Source organism: Flavobacterium sp. HJJ (assembly GCF_015351475.1).
GTDB classification, from domain to species: Bacteria; Bacteroidota; Bacteroidia; order Flavobacteriales; family Flavobacteriaceae; genus Flavobacterium; species Flavobacterium marginilacus.
Window position 1 is genome coordinate 332,876 of record NZ_JADKPR010000002.1, and the last position, 22,073, is coordinate 354,948.

The following is a 22,073-nucleotide window of genomic DNA, read 5'->3' on the forward strand; positions in this document are numbered from 1 at the left end:
ATGAACATTTTAGACGATTTGAAAATGCAATACAGATTAGGCGGAATCGCCATGAAAATGATCTATTGGAATGTGGGCTGTTTTTTGGTTTCGCTGATTTTTTTCTATCAGTTCAGTTCAGGAGGATTTATTTTTCCCAATTGGATTGCTTTGTCATCAGAACCATCTGTTTTTGTGCTAAAGCCTTGGACTTTTTTAACGTATGCCTTTCTTCATGACGGTCCTTTGCATTTGATTTTTAACATGATTGTGCTGAATTTTTCGAGCTACTTATTTTTGACATTTTTCTCCTCCAAGCAGTATTTAGGAGTATATATTTTGGGAGCCATTTTTTCAGGGCTGATATTTGCTTTGTGTTTTAATTTAATGCATTACAGCGGTGTAATTGTTGGAGCGTCTGCAGCAATTATGGCAATTTTAATGGTCGCAACAACATATAATCCTTTGATGGATGTGAGGCTGTTATTGATTGGTAATGTCAAATTATGGCATGTTACAGCAGTAATTGTTGTTTTGGATTTAATGCAGTTTCGCTTAGGAAATTCAGGAGGGCATATTTCACACTTGTCTGGGGCTCTTTTTGGTTTTATATATGTGAAGTTACTGCAAAATGGAATTGATTTGAGTAAGATAGTAACTGCGGTTTTGGATTTCTTTGCTAATCTTTTTAAAAAGCCTACTACGCCTTTCAAAAAAGTACATAAAAATTATAAAAAACCAGCTGAAAAACCGATTTCTAAAATAGTCGTAAAAGATAAAAAACAGCAGCAGATTGACGAGATTTTGGATAAAATCAGCCAGTCTGGTTATGACAGTCTGAATCAAGAAGAAAAAGAATTCTTGTTTCAAGCCGGAAAATAACCTAAATTTATCTAATTATTGAAGTGTAAATCGAGAACTTTCAGTTTGCAAAAGTTCAAAATACATTAAAAAATGAAGAACCTTTCATGGTTTAATAAAGGAATGTTTCTTTTGAATTTAGTACTTATAGTGCTAACATTCATTGCTTATCTGCTTCCTTTTTTGGCACCAAAAATCTTTCCCGTTTTATCGGTGTTAACTTTGTTTATGCCATTGGTTTTTCTTTCCAATGGATTGTTCTTTTTGTACTGGGCAATTCAGTTTAAAAAACGAATGATTTTGTCTGGTATAGTTCTGCTGGTTGGGATTACTTTTTTTAATAAGTTTTATAAATTTTCAGCCAAAGATTTTCAGGAAAGCGACAAGGATTTTACTGTTATGAGTTATAATGTGAGACTGTTTAATGTGTTTAAATGGCTTGACCGCGACGATATTCCAGACACTATTTTAGAATTTATCAATACTCAGAACCCTGATATATTATGTATTCAGGAGTTTTCAAATTCTGCAGATATTGACCTAAAAGTGTATCCTTACAAGTATGTTTTGATGGAGGGTAAGCAAATTAAAACCGGTCAGGCAATATTCTCTAAGTTTCCTATTATTGATCAGGGACTGATAGTATTTCCTCGTTCGAACAATAATGTTGTTTTTGCTGATATTAAGAAAGGGAAAGACATTATAAGGGTGTATAATATGCATTTGCAGTCTATAAAAATTTCACCGGAAGTAGGTGAGATTTCGGAAAATATTGATGTAATTGATCAGCAAAAATCTAAATATCTTTATATCAGAATCAGCAAAGCTTTTAAGCAGCAACAGGAACAAGCGGCTATTTTTAAAGAGCACGTGAAAGACTGTAAATATCCGATTATTATCTGCGGCGATATGAATAATAGTGCTTTTTCATACGTATACCGCAATATAAAAGGAAAATTAAAAGACAGCTTTGAAGAAGCTGGCAAAGGGTTTGGGGCGACTTATAAATTTAAATATTATCCGGCTCGAATAGATTATATTTTTGCTGATGAAAGTATGGAAGTGAAACAGTTTGAAAGTTTTTCTGATTTTCAAAATTCGGATCATTTTCCAATCATGGCAAAACTATCGATGGAATAGTAATTTAGACTTTTTTTGAATATTTTGATATCTCTGTGTGTGTCTTGTAAATCTTCAAAAAGAAGTAGAATTTATCAGATAAGAATCTGATTTTTTAAATAATCCATCGCAAATTTTCCTTCATTGAATAATAAATCAAGAACACTTAAATTGTTCAAAAAACCATGTTTATCATCAAAGACTTGAGGGTAAGGTTCGAAAACTGAATGGTCTTTTTTGCCATTTACTAAATAGCGGAAATCAGTAATCTGCTGATTATCTATTTTATGAAAATATTCAGCTGTTGTGTCAAATTCTAATTTCATCCGCAGGCATTTACAGGTTATTTCCAATGCCTCGAAATTTAAATCCATCAAAAAAGTGTGTTTTTTTTGAAAAATTGGAATCAGATCATCTTCAAAATATTCAAAAAAAGGAGAACTTCTGTAAGCGGCTTCCAGAGATTTAAAATGTTGTTTTTGCCAGTCAAATTCCTGTTCAATCTTAATATCTTTTGTTTTCTGATGACTTAAATTAGAATGTTTTACAGGGATATTCAATAGCTGAATACCATTTGGGCTATAAATATATGTTCTGTTTCGATTGGTCTGCTTTTGGAAATTATCTTCCATTTCAAACGTGATACTGTCTGACTGCGCCATAGCGGCTAAATTGCTTATGGATGGAAAATAAGATGGATGCAGTAATGTTTTCATTTTTTTTTAAAGTTTCAAGATTCAGATATAAGGTTTCAAGTTTAGGCTGATGCCTGAAACTTGAAACCTGAAACTTTTTTAACTATTTGTTTTAGCTTTTCTTTTTTTCCAAAAATATTCACCAACAAAAAAGGCAGCAAGTGCAATCAGGAATATTTTAAAATAGGATTGTGGCTGCCCTTCACCGTCAACAGTTGTAAATACTCTGTCCCAGCGGATTTTCCAATTGCTTTTTGGACCGTTAATGCCATCGATACTCATCCAAATGAATATTGGCTTACCAACAATGTGGTTTTCCGGAACGTAACCCCAATAACGGCTGTCTTCAGAGTTATGGCGGTTGTCTCCCATCATCCAATAGTAGTTTTGACCAAAAGTATATGTTGTAGCCGCTTTGCCATTAATTATGATTTCATTGCCATTCACTTTCAGGTCGTTTTTCTCATAATCAGTGATGATGGTTTTGTAAAAAGGTAAAGACTCTAATGTTAATGCAACTGTTTTTCCTTTTTGAGGGATATAAATTGGTCCAAAGTTATCTTGGCTCCATTGTTTAGTATGTGGAAAAATTCCGCTGTCAGCATTTTTATAAATAATTCTGTTTACACCTTTTATACCAGGTATGTTTTTTAATCTTTCAGCTCCGGCAGATGTTAATGCACTTATAACTAATGTGTCTCTAGTCTGCTGATTTAAGAAATAACCGCCGTCAGTGATATCCATATCTTTGAAAAGATATTCAAAGTCTATAGGTGTTTTACCATCTAAAATTACTTTGTATGAATACTGAGGTTTTGCGCGTTCAGGTAAAGCCAGTTCTTTTCCGTTAATATATACTAATCCGTCTTTTATTGATAAACTATCACCAGGAATGCCTACACATCTTTTTACATAATTTGATTTTTTATCAATAGGTTTGTCTGCTCTTAGTCCAGAGTGGTCTCTAAATTTATATACAGTATCTGCCGGCCAGTTAAAAACAACAATATCTGTACGGTTAATATTTTGTATGCCAGGAAGTCTAAGATAAGGTAATTGAGGCCAGTTCAAATATGATTTCTGCTTAGTCAAAGGGATGGTGTCATGTACCATAGGCATTGCAACAGTGGTCATTGGAACTCTGGCTCCATAATTCATTTTACTTACAAATAAAAAGTCTCCTACTAATAATGATTTCTCTAATGATGAAGTAGGAATGGTGTATGGCTGGATAAAGTACGTGTGCACAATTGTGGCTACAATGACAGCAAATAGTAATGAGCTGATTGTGTCGGCAGCTTTATGCTCTGGATCTGCATTTCTGTCAGCTATGTATGTTAATGATTGTGTGTAATTAAGGTAAAAGATATAAAATCCTAAAGTCGCAATTACAATCAGGGTGTCTAGAGTGTTTTTTTTGCCAAAACTGCGAATAGTTTCCACCCAGATAACAGGAAACATTATCAAATTAATAATTGGGATGAAAAGTAATATAGTCCACCACGTTGGACGTCCGATTATTTTCATTAGAACAATAGCATTGTAAACTGGAATGGCAGCTTCCCAGCGTTTTCTCCCAGCACTTTCATATAATTTCCAAGTTCCTAAAAAATGAATAACCTGAACAGCGAAGAAAAATAAAATCCAATGATTTAGTGTCATAATTTGAAAAAGTTTATTGTTAAAATAGAAGATTAGATTTGAGGGTGAAATTCTATTCTATGATTGTTGTTTATGCATTTAGTACATCTTTCATGGTGAATACGCCATGCTTTCCAGCAAGCCATTCAGCAGCGATTACAGCTCCAAGGGCAAAACCTTCTCGATTATGAGCGGTATGTTTTATTTCGATAGAGTCTACTTCAGAGTTATAAGTGACTGTGTGTGTTCCGGGTACTGTTCCGGTTCTTATGGCTTCAATGTGAATTTCATTTTCTTTTGGTTTGTCCAATGTCCAATTGGAATAACTGCTGTTTTTAATAACACCTTTGGCTAGTGAAATTGCTGTTCCGCTTGGAGCATCTAGTTTTTGATCATGATGGATTTCTTCCATGTCTACTTTGTAATGGTCGAATTTTGACATGATCTTGGCTAAATATTCATTGAATTCGAAGAATAAATTAACGCCAAGGCTGAAATTTGAACTTGATATAAATCCTCCATTTTTTTCGGAACAAAGAGCAATCATTTCGTCATAATGCTCCAGCCAGCCGGTTGTGCCTGAAACCACAGGAACATTAGCGTTAAAACAGCTGGAGATATTGCTTACGGCAGCTGTCGGTACGCTGAAATCTATAGCGACATCGGCAGTTGACAGTCCGTCATATGTATTGAATTCATCTTTCTTTAAAACAATTTCATGACCTCTTTCTAAAGCAATTCTTTCAATCACCTGTCCCATTTTTCCGTATCCTAAAAGCGCAATTTTCATTATGTATATTTTTTTAATTTTTATAAAGAGACAAAATAAATTTTGAATCTAAAAACGATAATTAAGTGTTAGTCCTAAATTTGATTTGAATGTTACAGCATCAGGAGTTATTTCTGGTCTTATAGATAAAGTCTGATTAACATTAAATTGGATTAATGCTGCATCTACATTGGCATCAATAATATTTAGTACATAAAAGCCAATTACAAAAAGTCCTGATAAAGAAGCGTTTCTTTGGTAAAATTCTTGTGCAGAAATTAATGATTTGTCGCTAAATTTGGCATAATAGGGATCGGGATTTCCAGCTAGGCGGCTTTTGTAAGCATCGCGGTATTCGTGGTACTTCTTTTTGTTGTCGGCATATAAATATAAACTGGTGCCCATTGCTCCATAAACTAAGGGTATTTTCCAGTATTTTTTATTGTATGCCTGGCCTAATCCGGGTAATATAGCTGAATAAAAGGCTGCCTTTGCTGGTGTCAAAGGATCTATGTCTATTGATTTTAAAGTGTCTTTAGGCTTTAAAACAGTTTCGGTTTTTGCTTGTGCAAAAACCGAAGCGTTTCCTATGAGAAAAAGCAATAACCCTATGGAAATGATTTTATTCACTACCCTTCTATTAATTTTATAATCCTGTTGAAGTCCTCCTCTGAATGAAAAGGTATAGTGATTTTTCCTTTACCATTTCCAGCTACTTTCACATCAATTTTTGTTCCAAAATATTTGTTGAAAGTGCTCACATCTTCGTCGTTAATTTCAAAAGATGCTATTTTCGCAGGGATAGCAGGCTTTGGTTTTAAACTTTCATGGTAATTCTTTACCAAAGTCTCCGTTTCTCTTACTGAAAGATTTTGGCTTACTATTTTTTGGTAAATATCCGTCTGTACATCATGATCGTCAATGTTGATGATAGCACGGCCATGACCCATACTGATAAAACCGTCACGAATTCCAGTCTGAATGATTGGATCTAATTTTAAAAGTCTTAAATAATTGGCAATGGTAGAGCGTTTTTTACCTACTCTTTCGCTCATCTGTTCTTGAGTTAACTGAATTTCGTCAATAAGTCTTTGGTATGATAGCGCAATCTCTATTGGATCCAAGTCATGACGCTGAATGTTTTCAACCAAGGCCATAACTAGGGAATCATTATCGTTTGCAATACGGATATATGCAGGTACAGATGTAAGTCCAATTAATGCTGAAGCACGCAGACGGCGTTCTCCAGAAATTAATTGGTATTTGTTAAAGTCTAATTTACGGACAGTAATAGGCTGAATTACCCCTAATTCCTTGATGGAAGTGGCTAGTTCGCGTAATGATTCCTCGTTGAAATTACTTCGGGGCTGAAATGGATTTATTTCTATAGCATCAATTTCAAGCTCTATAATATTCCCGACAACTTTATCTGCATTTTTATCTTCCACCGATTGAATATCGTTTTCAGGATCTTTTAATAATGCAGATAAACCTCTACCTAAGGCTTGTTTTTTTATTGCTTTTGACATACAGCTATTTAATGTTTTTCTTTATGATTTCTTGAGCTAAATGAATATAATTTACCGCTCCTTTGCTTGTTGCGTCATAGTTGATGATGCTTTCGCCAAAACTTGGTGCTTCACTCAGTTTTACATTTCGTTGTATCACGGTTTCAAAAACCATATCATTAAAGTGTTTTTGAACTTCTTCTACAACCTGATTGGATAAACGCAGTCTGGAATCAAACATAGTCAATAATAAGCCTTCAATATCCAGATCAGGATTGTGTATTTTTTGAATACTTTTTATTGTATTCAATAATTTTCCTAAACCTTCTAATGCAAAATATTCGCATTGAATTGGAATAACAACTGAATCTGCAGCAGTTAAGGCGTTTAAGGTCAAAAGTCCAAGAGACGGTGCACAGTCAATCAGGATATAATCGTATTGCTCTTTTACGTTTTCCAATGCAGTTTTGAGCATATATTCTCTGTTTTCTTTATCCACCAGTTCGATTTCAATCGCAACAAGATCGATATGTGCAGGAATTAAATCAACATTTGGAGAGGAACATTTTATTACAGCCTCCAGCGGTGTGTGGCTGTGTTCGAGAATTTGATAGGTCCCAATTTCAACTGTTTCGACATCAATTCCTAATCCAGATGTGGCATTTGCCTGTGGATCAGCATCGATTAGTAATACTTTTTTTTCTAATACACCAAGTGAAGCAGCTAGGTTAATAGAGGTTGTTGTCTTTCCAACCCCCCCTTTTTGATTCGCAATCGCTATGATTTTGCCCATTTATTTTCTAAATTTTGAACGGTAAAAATACAATTATTTATGGGTTTTGAAAATCTATTTTGTTAACAAAAAGAAATAGTTTTAAGACTTCTTTTAATATCTCGATAATTTCATGTATTCTCTACTGTTTTTGTGTTTGGAGGAACAAAAAAGAGAACTGTATTAGCTCTCTTTTGGTGTTATATTTTATTTATTTGCTTTAAAAAGTAAGAATAATTTTAGATACTAACGATTTTTTTTAGCTTTAATCATCATTTCTAACTGATCCCAAAGTTCTTCAGGAATTGCTTCCAATAAATTAAATTGTCCGGCACCTTTTAGCCATTCGCCGCCATCAATAACAATTACTTCACCATTTACATAGGCTGAAAAATCAGAAACTAAATAAGCCGCTAAATTGGCTAATTCCTGATGATCGCCGACTCTTTTTAGCGGGACTTTTTTGGCCATATCAAATTTCTCGGCCAGATCTCCAGGTAATAATCGATCCCAGGCTCCTTTGGTAGGAAATGGACCGGGAGCAATAGCATTGGTACGGATGCCGTATTTTGCCCATTCTACAGCTAGACTTCTCGTCATGGCTAAAACTCCTGCTTTGGCAGTTGCGCTGGGAACCACATATGCAGAACCTGTCCAAGAATAAGTTGTAACGATATTTAAAACTGTTGCCGAAGTTTGTTTGGTATCAATCCAGTGTTTTCCAAAAGCAAGTGTACAGTTTTTGGTTCCCTTCAAAACAATGTCGATTACAGTGTCAAAAGCATTGGCTGATAAACGCTCTGTTGGCGAAATGAAATTTCCAGCCGCATTGTTTAGCAATACATCAACTCTGTTAAAAGCTTTCAATACTTCCTGAAGCATATTTTCTACTTCTTCATAATGACGTACGTCACACTGCAAAGGGAGACAAGTTCCTCCTGTTTGAGTTTCCAATTCTTGTGCAGTACTTTTCAGTTTGTCTAAATCTCTTGAAGTAATGGCAACTTTTGCTCCTAATTCTAAGAAATATTTGGTCATCGCTTTTCCTAAACCGCTTCCGCCTCCTGTAACTACTATTACTTTGCCTTGTAAAGCATCGTCTCTTAACATTTTATCGGTATAACTCATAATTTTTTATATTTTGAATTGTAAATATAATAAAATAAAATAGTATGCATGCATAATTAATTTTAAAGCATTTGCATTGAAAAAAAAGATAAACACGAATCTCACCAATTAATACTAATTTTTACCAAAATTGAAACCAAATTTTACAAATTTTTACAGCTTAGGAGATTTTGTGTAATTGAATAGCAATCTTAATTCGTGCAAATTCGTGTAATTCGTGTCAAAAATTTTTAAAAGCAAATGCCGTGAATTAATTTGAGAAAGGCTAATTTTCTGAGATACTGTGTGGTTAAGTTTAGGGTGTTTATTATCAAAGACTTAGATATTTAGTAGCTATTTTTAAATGGTACACAATCTTCTTGATGCTTCTTCTAGTGTGAAATCGTCTTTAGCAAAACAGAATCGTATTAGTTTTAAATCTTTCCCATTTTCATAAAAAGTAGATATAGGAATGGCAGCCACACCGTAATCCGTTATTAATCGTTTGCAAAAATCTACGTCATTTTCATTCGAAATATTAGCATACGATGCTACTTGGAAATAAGTTCCTTCGCAGGGCATTAATTCGAATCGGCTGTTTTTTAATAATGATCTGAAATAATCTCGTTTTTCCTGATAGAATGTGCTGATTTCGTTTATATTGACACAGTCTAAATATTCTGAAACAGCTATTTGACAAATGCTGTTTACACTAAAGACCAGAAATTGATGCACTTTTTTGATTTCTTTCATTAAATGAATGGGAGCGACGAGATAACCAATTTTCCAGCCTGTTACATGAAATGATTTTCCAAATGAGGAAACCGTGATACAGCGGTCAAGGAGTTTTGTACGGGTGTGGGTCGAAATATGTTTATCTTCAAAAGTAATGTATTCATAAACTTCATCCGAGAGCAGTAATACATTTGGGTGTTTTTCTAAAAGGATTTCCAAATTTTCAAAATCGGATTTATTTAGGATTTTACCTGTTGGATTGTGTGGATTATTGATGATAATCATTTTTGTTTTTTCGGAAAAAGCATCGGCAATCTTATCCCAATTAGGCGTGTAGTCGTTATTGAGTGCCACCCGAACGGGTTTTGCCTCGCTTAGTAAAATTGGTGCTTCGTAACAATCGTAGCTCGGGTCAAGAATGATTACTTCGTTATTTGGTTTCAGCAAAGCCAGCAATGTAGTGAATATGGCTTGAGTAGCTCCGGCTGTCACGAGCAGTTCGGTTTCGGGAATGATGTTCCTGCTGTATGATGATTTTATTAATGCGGTGATTTTGCTTAGTAAAGGCGGATATCCCGACATGGGCGTGTATTGGTGGACATCCTCATTTGCCAGTCTCGAAACGATTTGGGTAAGTCTTTCGTCAACGGGAAAGTTTGGAAATCCCTGCGAAAGATTGATTGCATTATGCTCTGACGCCATTTTTGACATTACGGTAAAAATACTGGTCGTTACATTTGGTAATTTACTCATGTGATAGATGAATTTATTCAGTTATATGAAAGTGGTTTTTAAAACCAAATTATACTAATGCCAATTTGTCTAAATGACGATGAGGGATTTTGATGGATAATTTAGTGAGAATATAGAATGGGATTGATCATGGTTTTTGAGGAGTCCCTTGATTCATCTTTTCCAAATCCTGTTTAAATTTTTCGATATAAGGTTTGAAGCGTTCATCTTTGTCAACTTGAGTGAGGTTTAACCACTCGTTGAATTTTTTTAAGTTATTCTGGCTGTAGAAGGCGCATAAAATATTGAATGCGTTTTCAGACTTATAAGTTTTGTCGGTTATGTCTTTTTCTATTTTATAATAGGTTTTTATTGCATCAGGGAGCTGGTTGTTATATACTTGGGAGTAAAGTAATTGTTTGTAGGCATATGCATCGTCCGGTGTTTGTTTAATAGCTTCTTTCAAAACAGTAATGGCGTTTCCATATTGTTTTTGACAATTGTATGAAAAGGCAATCTCGGTTTTAAGGCCTTTGTAATTTGGGTCGATGGTTTTTACTTTTTCCAGGTAAGTTAATCCTTTGGCGCATTCATTCCATATGTTATAAGTAATGGCCCATCTGAATAATTTATCGGCTGCGTTTTCGCTTTCTTGATAAGCTTTGAGCCAATCGGGAGTTTTTGAAATATCAAATTCGGCAAAATAAGATTCGGGAATGATTGCTACTAATGATTTGTTGGGCTGTAATCGGAATTTCATAGTCCTATCTGCTTCTTTTTTGCTAATAAGAAATTTTCCGCTGCTGTTTATTTTGAAGGTACCGGCAAAATCGAAAGTTAAGCCTGTCTGATTATCCATATACACAAAGCCATAGCTGTAGGAACCGGATAAGTCGGAGGGAAAGACAACCCACTTATCTTCGCAGTCAATAGGTTTTAAATTGAAATCTAATTTGTCTTGAGCTGTACAGCAAATGCTTGTAAATAAACTTATAATTAAAATGAAGATTTTCATAGTTATTTGCTGATTTTAAAAGGAAGACTTAATGTGTTTTTATTTTCAAAATTAAGAAAAATTGTATTATGCCCTTTCTGGCTGGCTAATTGTTTTTTCAAAAAATAAAAACCTATTGCGTTAAAATAGACTTTTTGTCTTGCACTAGATTTTCTGCGGGTTTGCATGCCCAAATTTTGATTTAAGAGGGAGTTTAATTATTTTGAAATGATATAATATAAAAACAGCTCTGAAATTTTAGAGCTGTTTTGTGTTTTTTCAGTTGAAAATTATTGCTTTATGAATTTATAAGTAGTTGAAAAACTATCTGTTTTAAGATTGCATAAATAAATGCCTTTGGATAAGCTGGCTACATTAAGAGATAATTTTTCATTGGGAGATACGCTTTTCGAGGAAGAGATAACTTTTTCTCCAGTAATAGTGTAGACAGTTATAACAGCTTCTCCTGAAATTGAATCGGATAAATTAATGTTCAAAACAGTATCAGTGATTGTAGGATACAGTTTTATATTTTCATTTAAAGTCTGATCTTCAATACCTAAATTAGTGCAGCTCGTTGATATGATGCCTGCAGCAGTAACATTTAAGGTGGCACCGGCGCCACAATTTGAATTTGGTATATAGGAAGCTATATTGGCTGTAGAAGTTATACCATTTAGACTGTCGTATATATCTAAATGGTATAACACTGCTGTAATAGCACGTTACGGATAGCTCAAGAGCATAAAAAAGGCCAGCTTATTTCTGCAATTAGCTGCGTGATTTTTTTTAATTAAATTAAACGCCTAAGATTTTTTACATTTTATGGATAATAAAAATAGTGGGGCGTTTGTGCAAATCGATTGTTTCTTTTTTCCAAGCTGCGATTTTCTTTGTTTTTATGTATTCTGTTGGCAGAGTGATATCAGCGGCGATGCATAAATGCGTTTCGGGATGCAGGGTTTGAATTAAATCTTCCAGTAGTTTATTGTTACGGTACGGTGTTTCAATAAAAATCTGTGATTGGTTTTTTTCAAAAGAAATACGCTCTAAACTTTTGAAGCTGGCTCTTTTTTCGTCTTTTTCAATCGGTAAATAGCCGTGAAAAGTAAAGCTCTGTCCGTTCATCCCAGATGCCATCATGGCTAATAGAATAGAGGAGGGGCCAACTAGCGGAATAACCTGAATTCCTTTTTCATGTGCTAGTTTAACAATTACTGCGCCAGGATCGGCTACACCCGGACAGCCGGCTTCGCTCATGAGTCCCATATTTTTTCCTTCCAAAAGCGGTTTGATAAACTCTTGATGTTCTTTGGATTCGGTGTGTTTATTGAGGATGAAAAGCTTTAACTCCGATTGTTTTTTCTCTGGATTGGTGAGCTTGATAGATTTTCGGGCAGTTTTGTCGTTTTCAACAATGTAATGATCTATTAAATCGACACATCTTTTTATGGTCTGCGGTAAAACATCCATTGGGTCGCAATCGCCCATTGTAGTTGGAATTAAATACAGTTTTCCAAAAAGAGATGCTGATTTCATAAGGTGATTTTTTAGGAATGAAAAGTTTTATCCTTATAAGAATGATTTTTTGCTAGTGCGCTGGCAAAGTTATGAAAATAACAGATTCAGTTTTATTCTGAATGTTTAGCAATCAGTCTTTCAGCTATTACTTCACAGGCTTCGTCAAGCATTTGGTATACCATGTCAAATCCATTTGCTACTCCATAGTATGGATCGGGTACATCTACATTCTCGTCTGGAAATATGGAATCTAAAATGAGCTGGACTTTGTTTTTTTGAGTTTCGTTTAGTGCCAGATGAATTACATCATTGTAATTGCTCTTGTCCATTACAAAAATATAATCAAAGGTATCAAAATCAGCTCTTGAGAACTGTCTTCCTTTTTGGTTACTGATATTTAAACCGTTTTTTTGTGCAGTGGATATGGAACGTTTATCTGGGGCATGACCAACATGCCAAGAACCTGTTCCTGCAGAATCTACATAAAACAGTTCGTTAGGTAGTTTGGAGGCTAATATGCCTTCCGCCAGAGGGGATCGGCAGATATTGCCTAAACAAACCATTAAAATTTTAACAGGCATTGCTTTATAGCGTTAATTTTGAATTAATGTCTTCGACATACTTTTTGAATTGTTTGTCGGTAGCAACTAAATTGTCTACAGTTTTGCAGGCATGTAATACAGTAGCGTGATCCCGGTCTCCTATTTGGGAACCGATATTGGCTAATGAAGCTTTGGTGAATTTTTTGGCAAAAAACATCGCCAACTGCCTCGCTTGTACTACGTGTCTTTTTCTTGTTTTGGACTGTAAAGTTTCTAAATCCAATTGAAAATAATCGGAGACAATTTTTTGAATGTATTCGATTGAAATCTCTCTTTTTACATTTTTTACAAATTTCTCTACAACGCTTTTTGCTAATTCAATAGTTACTTCTTTTTTATTGAAAGAAGACTGTGCGATTAAAGAAATGATAGCACCTTCGAGTTCGCGGACATTTGATTTGATGTTTCTTGCAACATATTCTATAATTTCGTCCGGCATTTCTACACCATCGCGGTATAGTATGTTTTTTAAGATAGAAATTCTAGTTTCGTAATCAGGTTGGTGGAGTTCGGCAGATAATCCCCATTTGAAACGGGATAATAAGCGCTGCTCAATATCCTGCATGTCAACAGGAGCTTTGTCTGAAGTTAGAATAACCTGCTTGCCATTTTGGTGCAGATAGTTGAAAATATGGAAAAATACATCTTGTGTTCCAGATTTCCCGGAAAGGAACTGAACATCATCAATGATTAAAACGTCGATTAATTGGTAAAAATGAATGAAATCATTTCGGTTATTTTTCTTTACCGAATCGATATATTGCTGTGTAAAAATTTCGGCAGAAATATATAAAACAGTTTTCTCAGGAAATTTATCTTTAATTTCTACTCCAATAGCATGAGCTAAATGCGTTTTTCCTAATCCAACACCGCCAAAAATCAATAATGGATTGAATGAAGTTCCGCCCGGTTTATTGGCAACAGCCATACCTGCAGAACGCGCTAATCTATTAGAATCGCCTTCTAAGAAATTATCAAAGCTATAATTAGCATTTAATTGGGATTCGATTTTTAAATTTCGAATTCCTGGAATTACAAACGGATTTTTTAATTCTGGACTGAGGTTTTTAAAAGGGGCATCTACTTCCTGCGCTTTTACTGGTCCTCTATTAGCACTTGGCAGCTGTTCCGTAAACGGCTGTTTGTTGCCATAAGTGTTTTCCATTTTAATTTTATAAAGTAACTTTGCGTTTTTTCCAAGTTCTTTTGTTAAGGCTACTTTTAATAATTTTACGTAGTGTTCTTCCAGCCATTCGTAGAAAAATTTACTAGGTACTTGAATATATAATGCATTATCGGTAAGTTCAACTGATTTAATTGGCTCAAACCAAGTTTTATAGGCCTGATCTTGAATGTTGTCCTTTATAAAGGACAGACAGTTTTCCCATACTGATTGTGCAGTCTTGTTCATATTACTAGTTAAATTATGTTGTCCGGGTGTTTATTATCTTACAAAAAGAATGTAAAAAAAATTCTTTTTTCGGGATAACAAATATGTGAACAATTATCTGTAAAAAAAAATATTTTAAGTTATAATTTTTGGAAAAATTGTTGTAAGAAGCTTTTTTAAATTTAAATTTTTAATGCAAAATTAATGAAAGATCATCAAATTCAAGTTCGTGTGCGCTACTCAGAAACAGATCAAATGGGAGTCGTTTATCACGGAAATTACATTCCTTATTTTGAGATAGGAAGAGTGGAATGGCTTAGAAACAAAGGGATTTCATATAAGAGTATGGAAGAAAACGGTATTGGTCTTCCTATTGTGAATATGAATATCAATTATAAAAAATCGGCAAGATATGATGAGCTGCTTACGGTGCATACAGTTTTCAAAAGTCAGACGTCTGTGAAGATTGAATTTGACTGTGCTATTTACAATGAAGCGAAAGAGTTATTAACAACGGCTCAATTTTTATTGGTTTTTGTATCTTTAAAAACAGGCAAACCAACTGCTCCTCCGGATTACATTTTAGAACTACTAAAAAACTTTGAATAATCATCAGTCTGGATTCTTTTTAATGCGGAATTATAGTTTTTTTATGTCAATTTCAAACAATGAATTAAAAGTGTCGAATACCATTTCGGCATTTTTTTTTCTGGTTTTTATTACAAATCTGCCTATTGGTAAATTAGTTTCTTCATTTATTTCCATTTCCTGATTCACGATATCCAGTTTTTTTTCTTTGATTACACGCATCACTTTATTCATATTTTTATAATCAAAGGAAATCTGAAAATGAATATCGATTGTTTTTTCGATAATTTCACAAGATTCTAATGTTATTTGCGCTGAAGTTTTATAAGCCGAAATTAATCCGCCGACGCCTAATTTTATTCCGCCATAAATTCGAACCACAATTATAAGAACGTTTGTAAGTCCAAAAGATTGTATCTGACTGTAAATTGGTGTTCCGGCAGTATTGCTGGGTTCTCCGTCATCGTTCGCTCTGTATTGAATAGTTTCTGTTCCTATTTGGTAGGCGTAACAATAGTGAACTGCGTGCGGATGCTTCTTTTTTAAAACTTCAATAATAGGTTTTACTTCGTCTTCAGATTCTATGGGAAACGCGTATCCAAAGAATTTACTGCTTTTTTCCTTGAAAAGAGTTTCTTCTGAAGGAAATGCAATGGTATTATAGGTGTCTTTCATTTTCAATGTCAAAATTCAATATTAATGTCAAAGGTCAATTTCAATATCAAAAATCAAATATAGAATCTCAAATTTTAAAATTTAAATATTTTAGTTGTTTTTAGTTTTTTGTCATTGCCATTGTCATTGAATTTTGCCATTGAATTTTGCCATTGATATTCCTTTTTGCTAAAGTATTTTTTTATCAAACAAATGAACCACATCTTCTTCTCCTACCTGCAGATTCCATGTTTGGAGACCAAGTGCTGAAGCTGAATCTGTATTTTCTTTTTTGTCATCTATGAATAAGGTATGTTTGGCCTGCAGACCGTGCTGGTCAAGTACAAAACTGTACACATCTGGATTGGGTTTCCTCATGCCTATTTCAAAAGAAAAATATACCTTTTCAAAGCATTGGTAAAAATCGCTGTAAAATGAAGCTCCGGTTTTTTGTTCGAAAGTATCAATATGAATTGCATCAGTATTACTCAATAAAAACAAGCGGTATTTTTGCGAAAGCATTTGAAGAAATTCTAACCGATATAATGGGAAGTCGGCCAGTATGGCATTCCAGGCAGCACGAATATCTTCGATAGAAGCACCATTGGTGTGTTTTTGAATTCCGGATAAAAAATCGTCACCCGAAATTGCTCCTACTTCATATTGTAAGTTCAATTGGTTTAAATCTTCGTTCCATTGGGGTATGCCAAGATTTTTTAAACCATCAAGGGTTGCTTGTTTATCTAAATTAATAAACACGTCTCCAAAATCAAAAATTATAGCATTAATCATGGTTTCTTAATATTGTAAGTTCGTCCTTTTCAATTAATTGTTTTTCAGAATCTGTTTTTGGCAGTAAAGGAGCCTGAATTCCTCTGCCTAAACTTATTTCTCCTTTAAAAATTCGGGCTTCATCCCAAAGATTGGCATCGATAAAGGTTTGTAACGTTCGAAGTCCTCCTTCTATAATTACCGATTGAATGTTGTGGATGTATAATGAATCGGCAATTTGTCCAGTAATATTTTGTTTAAAATCTATACTGTCAAAGGTAGTGTTTTCTTCGGGAATAGTATTTTGGGAATCAGTAAAAACAATTGTTTTTGTCTGATTGTCAAAAACGGCACTTTCTTTTGGAATACGGTTGTTTTGGTCTAATACAAGCCGAACAGGATTGTTTCCGTACCAATCTCTGGCGTTCAGTTTTGGATTGTCGTCAAGAACAGTCTGCGTCCCTACTAAAATTGCCTGCTCTTCGGTACGCCATTTATGAACCAATTGTCTGGAATACGTATTGGTAATCCATACTGGTTTTTTTTCTGATTTTTCAAGAGGAGCAATAAAACCATCCTGGCTTTCTGCCCATTTTAATATAATGTATGGTCTTTTCTTTTGATGAAAAGTAAAAAACCGTTTGTTGAGTTCATTGCATTCCTCTTCCAGAATGCCGACTGTAACATGGATTCCCGCTTCGATTAGTTTTTTAATTCCTTTTCCGGCCACTTCGCTAAAAGGATCTACAGTACCAATGACCACATTTGGAATTTTATTTTTTATGATTAAATCACAGCAGGGAGGCGTTTTTCCAAAATGACTGCAGGGTTCCAGACTCACATAAATAGTCGCTCTTGAAAGCAGTGATTTATCCTGTACCGAATTTACAGCATTGACTTCGGCATGAGGTCCGCCTGCTTTCCTGTGCCAGCCTTCGCCTATGATTTTGCCATCATAAACAATGACGCTTCCAACCATTGGATTGGGATAAGTTGCACCGAGTCCATTTTTGGCCAGAGATATGCAGCGTCTTATATATTTTTCATGTATTTTCACTCTACAAAAGTACTAATTTTGGAATTAGGAATTTGTTTCGAAACGAGGATGTTTCCCGTTTACAATCTCTATTTTTGTAAACAGAATTAGTAAACAGAGTGCTTTTATGTATAAATGGATTATCAGGAAAATACAAAAAGAAGACAATGAAGCAGTTGCTCAATTGATAAGAGATGTTTTTGATGAATTGAATATTCCGAAAACAGGAACGGCTTATGAAGATCCGTATCTCGATTTGATGTTTGAAGAATACAATAAGCCAAGGTCTGTTTATTATGTAGTCGAAAGTAATAATAGAATTGTAGGTGCAGCGGGTGTGGCTCCATTAGCAAATGAAGCAGCAATTTATTGCGAGCTGCAGAAAATGTATTTTCTCCCAGAAGCCCGTGGACAGGGAATTGGAAGTAAAATGATGGAGCAATGTCTGCAGAGTGCACGTGAATTTGGTTTCGAAAAATGTTATCTGGAAACGATGCCTTTTATGCATGATGCTCAAAAACTGTATAAAAAATCGGGTTTCGAATATATTTGTTCTCCAATGGGAAGCACGGGGCATACCAGCTGTCCTGTCTGGATGCTTAAGGATTTATGAATTTAGATTTTTGATTAACGATATCTGATTTCAGATTTACCGCTGGAAACTGAAAAATAAAAAGTTCTATTTGGAAATAATAACATGAAAATAAAAGAATACAGAAATCAATTTATTCAAACGTTAGCACCGATTTATGATGAAGGCGAAGCGGAAAGTTTTTTCTATTTGATTTTGGAAGAAAAACAGCAGCTGAAAAGGATTGATTTGGCATTACAGTCTGATTTAGAGTTTTCGCAGGAAGAAATTGCCGTCTGGAATTCGATTTTGGAACAATTAAGATTGGAGATTCCGATTCAGTATTTGTTAGGGAAAACAAGTTTTTATGGATTGGATTTTGAAGTCAATGAAAATGTTTTGATTCCGAGGCCGGAGACGGAGGAATTAGTGGATTGGATTTTAGAAAGCCAAAAGTCAAAAGCCGAAAACCGAAAATTAAAAATTCTCGATATAGGAACTGGCAGCGGCTGTATTGCTGTTTCACTGGCAAAAAATCTCCCAGACGCTAAAGTTTTTGCAATTGATGTTTCCGAAAAAGCTTTGGCAACAGCCAAAAAAAATGCAGAAATCAATGCTGTCGAAATAACTTTTATATCCCAAAATATTCTTGAAACTCAGGATTTGGGTCAAAAGTTTGATATCATCGTATCGAATCCGCCGTATGTGCGGCATCTTGAAAAAGAGGAAATCAAGAAAAATGTTTTGGACAATGAACCCCATTTGGCACTTTTTGTAGAAGATAATGATGCCCTGATTTTCTACAGAAAAATAGCTGAGTTAGCGCAGAAAAATTTATCCAGTTCCGGACAATTGTATTTTGAAATCAATCAATATTTAGGAAAAGAAATGATTGAATTATTAGAAACAATGAATTTTAAAAATGTTGAACTCCGTAAGGATATTTATGGGAATGACAGAATGACCCGAAGTACGAAGTACGATATTTGATATACGATTTACAAACCTTCGTATATCAAATATCTTTAAATCGTATATTTATTCATATCTTAAAGCCTCAATAGGATCTAGATTTGCAGATTTTACAGAAGGATACAATCCAGAAACGACAGCAACAATAAAACTGGTTACAAAAGCGGCTATAATGGCTCCCCACGGAATTACAAATGCAAAGTTCATTGCAGTTGAAATTCCAAAACCAATTAAAATTCCAAAAATAATTCCGATCATACCGCCAATTTGGCCAATCAGCAGTGTTTCAATAAAAAATTGAAAGGCAATGGTCGACTTTTTTGCTCCCAAAGCTTTTCGGACTCCAATTTCCCGTGTGCGTTCCGTTACCGAAACGATCATAATATTCATCAAAGCGATAGACGATCCCAAGATTGTAATAATTCCTATGACCCAAGCAGCCGTATTTAAATATCCCGAGATGCTCATTATTTTATTGATTAAATCATCACTTCGAACTACGCCAAAATTATTATCTTTTACAGGACTTAATTTTCGAATTCTGCGCATCATACTAATAGCATAGTCAGTAGCTTGGTTTAATAATTCTTTTTTCCCGACCATTACACTCACAGAATAGTTAATGTTGGGCGATGTAAATAAAGATCGGGCAACTTGTATAGGGATCAAAACTCTTAAATCCTGACTGTTTCCAAAGGTGGATCCTTTCTCCTTCAGCAGGCCAATCACTTTAAATTTGGCGCCGCGTACAGAAATCGTTTTACCTATAGGATTTACATCTTTCAAAATCCCTTTTGCAAAATCAGATCCCAGCACACAAACGTAAGCATTGTTTGAAATGTCAAAACTGGTAAAATTTCTTCCTGAGCTGGTTTCCAGACCAGAATTAGTTAAGAAACGGTCATCAACCCCTAAAACGCTTATTTCAGGGTCAGTTTTTAAAGATTCATATTTTACTTCAGCAGTCGATGTGGCAGTAAATGATAATGACGTTTCGGTCATTGGGTAATTATATTTATTTTTGAATGCCACTGCTTCGGGATAGGAAATAATAGGGTTTATAACTTCACGTTCATCGCCGCCATGTCGTCGGGACGTATTTTCGTATTGGCTGATGTTAAATGTATTGGCTCCCATCGAAGCAAAGTTAGATGACAGGGTGTTGCCAAGTGCTGCTACAATAGTCAGGATTCCAACTAAAGCAGTTATACCAATGGCGATAATCAGTACCGTAAGAGTGGTTCGTAATATTTGAGTCCGGATAGAACCCAAAGCGATTCGAATATTTTCTTTGAATAGTTTTATCATAATATCGTTTGACACGAAAATACAATTTTTGTTACAATTACTATTTGAGAAATTCTGCGATTTTTTAGGAGCTATTTCCAGCTGTCCACATATATCTCTTGTGGCGAACACCGCCACAAGAGGATGCCGTTTCCATCTGGGCTAGGACATTCGTCATTAAAAATTACATCATTCGTTTAAACAATGTAAGCCATTCATTATAAAATTCACACTAAATATAAATTAAATGTAAATTTTTTCAAATCAATTATTTTAAAAGTAGGATATTTGCAGTTGGAAATTTAAACCTAACAATTTAAAAAAATATGATTTTGGATAATACATATATCTAAAATCTGCAATTAACAAAATGGCATCAAAACCAAGCATTCCAAAAGGAACCAGAGATTTTTCACCTGCTGAGGTGGCAAAAAGGCAATACATTATCCAAATCATAAAAAGCAATTTCGAGAAATTTGGATTTCAGCCTATAGAAACTCCTTCATTCGAAAACTCCGAAACCTTAATGGGTAAATATGGAGAAGAAGGAGACCGATTGATTTTTAAAATATTGAACTCCGGTGATTATTTGTCAAAAGCTAATGAAAGCCATTTGGAAGCCAAAGACAGCACGAAATTAACATCAAGCATTTCGGAAAAAGCCTTGCGTTACGATTTAACCGTTCCGTTTGCACGTTATGTAGTACAGCACCAAAACGAAATCGAATTTCCTTTCAAGAGATATCAAATTCAGCCTGTTTGGCGCGCCGATCGTCCGCAGAAAGGGCGTTTCAGAGAGTTCTTTCAATGTGATGCCGATGTGGTGGGTTCAAAATCGCTGTGGCAGGAAGTTGAGTTAGTGCAGTTGTACGACTCGGTTTTTACCGCATTAGGATTAGCAGGAGTAACCATAAAAATCAATAACCGAAAAATTCTTTCGGGAATTGCCGAAGTAATCGGAGCATCAGATAAATTGATTGATTTTACAGTAGCCTTGGACAAACTCGACAAAATAGGCGAGGACGGTGTAAAGAAAGAAATGATAGAAAAAGGGATTGCCGAAGAGGCGATTGCTAAAGTTCAGCCGTTATTCAATTTTACGGGAACAATTTCGGAGAAAATAGAAAAATTATCAGTACTGCTTTCTTCATCAGATGAAGGATTAAAAGGTGTTGAAGAACTGCGTTTCATTTGTGACAATGTGCAGAATTTAGGATTGTCAACTGCAGGTTTGGATTTGGATGTAACATTGGCCAGAGGATTAAATTATTATACAGGAGCTATTTTTGAAGTAGCTGCTCCAAAAACTGTTGCTATGGGTTCCATAGGCGGTGGCGGACGCTATGATGATTTGACTGGTATTTTTGGATTGAAAAATATGAGCGGTGTAGGGATTTCTTTTGGTCTTGACCGAATTTATCTGGTTATCGAAGAATTGGGATTATTCCCAGAAGCGGTGACTTCAACTTCTAAAGCTTTGTTTATTAACTACGGCGAAAAAGAGGCGTTTTATTCGATGAAAGCCATCAAAGAATTGCGTGCTTCAGGAATTAAAGTAGAATTATATCCTGATAATGTTAAAGTGGCTAAACAATTTCAGCATGCCGATAAACGATTTATACCTTATGCTGTAATCGTGGGTGATGCCGAAATGAATGAGAATAAATATGCTTTGAAAGATTTGGCTTCCGGAGAGCAGAAAAAAGTAAACCTGGAAGAGCTGAAAGAGCTTTTAAAATAAAAAAAAGAGGCTGTAAAAAAGCCTCTTT

23 protein-coding genes are annotated in these 22,073 nt (G+C 34.8%); 6 read left to right on the plus strand and 17 right to left on the minus strand.

Features of this window, described 5'->3' with window-relative positions:
* Together IRZ80_RS03245 and IRZ80_RS03250 are read left to right on the plus strand one after the other, a co-directional pair.
* The gene (locus IRZ80_RS03245) at nucleotides 1–861 is read left to right on the plus strand and encodes a rhomboid family intramembrane serine protease (protein WP_194640118.1); all 861 of its coding nucleotides are present in this window, start codon (nucleotides 1–3) and stop codon (nucleotides 859–861) included.
* Nucleotides 862–933: 72 nt separating this feature from the next.
* Nucleotides 934–1,980: an endonuclease/exonuclease/phosphatase family protein gene (locus IRZ80_RS03250; protein ID WP_194640119.1), complete on the plus strand. Its 1,047-nt coding sequence runs from the start codon at nucleotides 934–936 to the stop codon at nucleotides 1,978–1,980.
* A gap of 74 nt (nucleotides 1,981–2,054) precedes the next feature.
* On the opposite strand, the gene IRZ80_RS03255 is transcribed toward IRZ80_RS03250, so the two are convergent.
* From IRZ80_RS03255 to dnaA, 13 genes are all read right to left on the minus strand, one after another.
* Entirely contained in the window at nucleotides 2,055–2,675 is a 621-nt protein-coding gene (locus IRZ80_RS03255; protein WP_194640120.1) for a WbqC family protein, read from the minus strand.
* 78 nt (nucleotides 2,676–2,753) lie between these two features.
* Nucleotides 2,754–4,316 (minus strand): signal peptidase I, encoded by a 1,563-nt coding sequence (gene lepB, locus IRZ80_RS03260; protein WP_194640121.1) that lies wholly within the window; start codon nucleotides 4,314–4,316, stop codon nucleotides 2,754–2,756.
* Nucleotides 4,317–4,386: 70 nt separating this feature from the next.
* Entirely contained in the window at nucleotides 4,387–5,085 is a 699-nt protein-coding gene (gene dapB, locus IRZ80_RS03265) for a 4-hydroxy-tetrahydrodipicolinate reductase (RefSeq protein ID WP_194640122.1), read from the minus strand.
* Nucleotides 5,086–5,133: 48 nt separating this feature from the next.
* Complete coding sequence (locus tag IRZ80_RS03270; protein ID WP_194640123.1) at nucleotides 5,134–5,694, minus strand: DUF5683 domain-containing protein; 561 nt, start codon at nucleotides 5,692–5,694, stop codon at nucleotides 5,134–5,136.
* Nucleotides 5,694–6,593 (minus strand): ParB/RepB/Spo0J family partition protein, encoded by a 900-nt coding sequence (locus tag IRZ80_RS03275; protein ID WP_194640124.1) that lies wholly within the window; start codon nucleotides 6,591–6,593, stop codon nucleotides 5,694–5,696. Before IRZ80_RS03275 ends, IRZ80_RS03270 begins: the two co-directional genes overlap by 1 nt.
* Before the next feature lie 4 nt (nucleotides 6,594–6,597).
* Nucleotides 6,598–7,365 (minus strand): ParA family protein, encoded by a 768-nt coding sequence (locus IRZ80_RS03280; RefSeq protein WP_194640125.1) that lies wholly within the window; start codon nucleotides 7,363–7,365, stop codon nucleotides 6,598–6,600.
* 225 nt (nucleotides 7,366–7,590) lie between these two features.
* Nucleotides 7,591–8,472 carry an SDR family oxidoreductase gene (locus IRZ80_RS03285; RefSeq protein ID WP_194640126.1) on the minus strand — a complete coding sequence of 294 codons (882 nt, stop codon included), beginning with the start codon at nucleotides 8,470–8,472 and terminating at the stop codon, nucleotides 7,591–7,593.
* 339 nt (nucleotides 8,473–8,811) lie between these two features.
* Entirely contained in the window at nucleotides 8,812–9,939 is a 1,128-nt protein-coding gene (locus tag IRZ80_RS03290) for a methionine aminotransferase (RefSeq protein ID WP_194640127.1), read from the minus strand.
* Between the two features lie 127 nt (nucleotides 9,940–10,066).
* Nucleotides 10,067–10,933, minus strand: coding sequence for a tetratricopeptide repeat protein (locus IRZ80_RS03295; protein ID WP_194640128.1), 867 nt, complete (start codon nucleotides 10,931–10,933; stop codon nucleotides 10,067–10,069).
* A gap of 269 nt (nucleotides 10,934–11,202) precedes the next feature.
* Nucleotides 11,203–11,622, minus strand: a complete 420-nt coding sequence (locus IRZ80_RS21190) for a T9SS type A sorting domain-containing protein (RefSeq protein ID WP_194640129.1) — start codon at nucleotides 11,620–11,622, stop codon at nucleotides 11,203–11,205.
* A 106-nt stretch (nucleotides 11,623–11,728) separates the two neighbouring features.
* Nucleotides 11,729–12,451, minus strand: a complete 723-nt coding sequence (locus IRZ80_RS03305; protein WP_194640130.1) for an SAM-dependent methyltransferase — start codon at nucleotides 12,449–12,451, stop codon at nucleotides 11,729–11,731.
* Nucleotides 12,452–12,543: 92 nt separating this feature from the next.
* Complete coding sequence (locus tag IRZ80_RS03310) at nucleotides 12,544–13,014, minus strand: low molecular weight protein-tyrosine-phosphatase (protein ID WP_194640131.1); 471 nt, start codon at nucleotides 13,012–13,014, stop codon at nucleotides 12,544–12,546.
* Between the two features lie 4 nt (nucleotides 13,015–13,018).
* The gene (dnaA, locus tag IRZ80_RS03315; protein ID WP_194640132.1) at nucleotides 13,019–14,446 is read right to left on the minus strand and encodes a chromosomal replication initiator protein DnaA; all 1,428 of its coding nucleotides are present in this window, start codon (nucleotides 14,444–14,446) and stop codon (nucleotides 13,019–13,021) included.
* A 183-nt stretch (nucleotides 14,447–14,629) separates the two neighbouring features.
* Between dnaA and IRZ80_RS03320 the strand changes: the two genes are divergently transcribed.
* Nucleotides 14,630–15,034, plus strand: coding sequence for an acyl-CoA thioesterase (locus tag IRZ80_RS03320; RefSeq protein ID WP_194640133.1), 405 nt, complete (start codon nucleotides 14,630–14,632; stop codon nucleotides 15,032–15,034).
* Nucleotides 15,035–15,064: 30 nt separating this feature from the next.
* On the opposite strand, the gene IRZ80_RS03325 is transcribed toward IRZ80_RS03320, so the two are convergent.
* The 3 genes from IRZ80_RS03325 to ribD all read right to left on the minus strand — a co-directional run bounded on the left by IRZ80_RS03325 (nucleotide 15,065) and on the right by ribD (nucleotide 17,495).
* Nucleotides 15,065–15,694 carry an IMPACT family protein gene (locus tag IRZ80_RS03325; protein ID WP_194640180.1) on the minus strand — a complete coding sequence of 210 codons (630 nt, stop codon included), beginning with the start codon at nucleotides 15,692–15,694 and terminating at the stop codon, nucleotides 15,065–15,067.
* A 162-nt stretch (nucleotides 15,695–15,856) separates the two neighbouring features.
* Nucleotides 15,857–16,459 carry an HAD family hydrolase gene (locus IRZ80_RS03330; RefSeq protein ID WP_194640134.1) on the minus strand — a complete coding sequence of 201 codons (603 nt, stop codon included), beginning with the start codon at nucleotides 16,457–16,459 and terminating at the stop codon, nucleotides 15,857–15,859.
* Nucleotides 16,452–17,495 (minus strand): bifunctional diaminohydroxyphosphoribosylaminopyrimidine deaminase/5-amino-6-(5-phosphoribosylamino)uracil reductase RibD, encoded by a 1,044-nt coding sequence (gene ribD / locus IRZ80_RS03335; RefSeq protein ID WP_194640135.1) that lies wholly within the window; start codon nucleotides 17,493–17,495, stop codon nucleotides 16,452–16,454. Before ribD ends, IRZ80_RS03330 begins: the two co-directional genes overlap by 8 nt.
* Nucleotides 17,496–17,601: 106 nt before the next feature.
* Between ribD and IRZ80_RS03340 the strand changes: the two genes are divergently transcribed.
* On the plus strand, nucleotides 17,602–18,087 hold the full coding sequence (locus IRZ80_RS03340; protein ID WP_194640136.1) for a GNAT family N-acetyltransferase: 486 nt from the start codon (nucleotides 17,602–17,604) through the stop codon (nucleotides 18,085–18,087).
* 84 nt (nucleotides 18,088–18,171) lie between these two features.
* Nucleotides 18,172–19,035 carry a peptide chain release factor N(5)-glutamine methyltransferase gene (prmC, locus tag IRZ80_RS03345; RefSeq protein WP_194640137.1) on the plus strand — a complete coding sequence of 288 codons (864 nt, stop codon included), beginning with the start codon at nucleotides 18,172–18,174 and terminating at the stop codon, nucleotides 19,033–19,035.
* Nucleotides 19,036–19,083: 48 nt separating this feature from the next.
* Here prmC and IRZ80_RS03350 read toward each other — a convergent pair whose 3' ends face one another.
* Nucleotides 19,084–20,325, minus strand: coding sequence for an ABC transporter permease (locus tag IRZ80_RS03350; protein WP_194640138.1), 1,242 nt, complete (start codon nucleotides 20,323–20,325; stop codon nucleotides 19,084–19,086).
* Between the two features lie 349 nt (nucleotides 20,326–20,674).
* Between IRZ80_RS03350 and hisS the strand changes: the two genes are divergently transcribed.
* Nucleotides 20,675–22,045 carry a histidine--tRNA ligase gene (hisS, locus tag IRZ80_RS03355; protein WP_194640139.1) on the plus strand — a complete coding sequence of 457 codons (1,371 nt, stop codon included), beginning with the start codon at nucleotides 20,675–20,677 and terminating at the stop codon, nucleotides 22,043–22,045.
* Nucleotides 22,046–22,073: the final 28 nt, after the last annotated feature.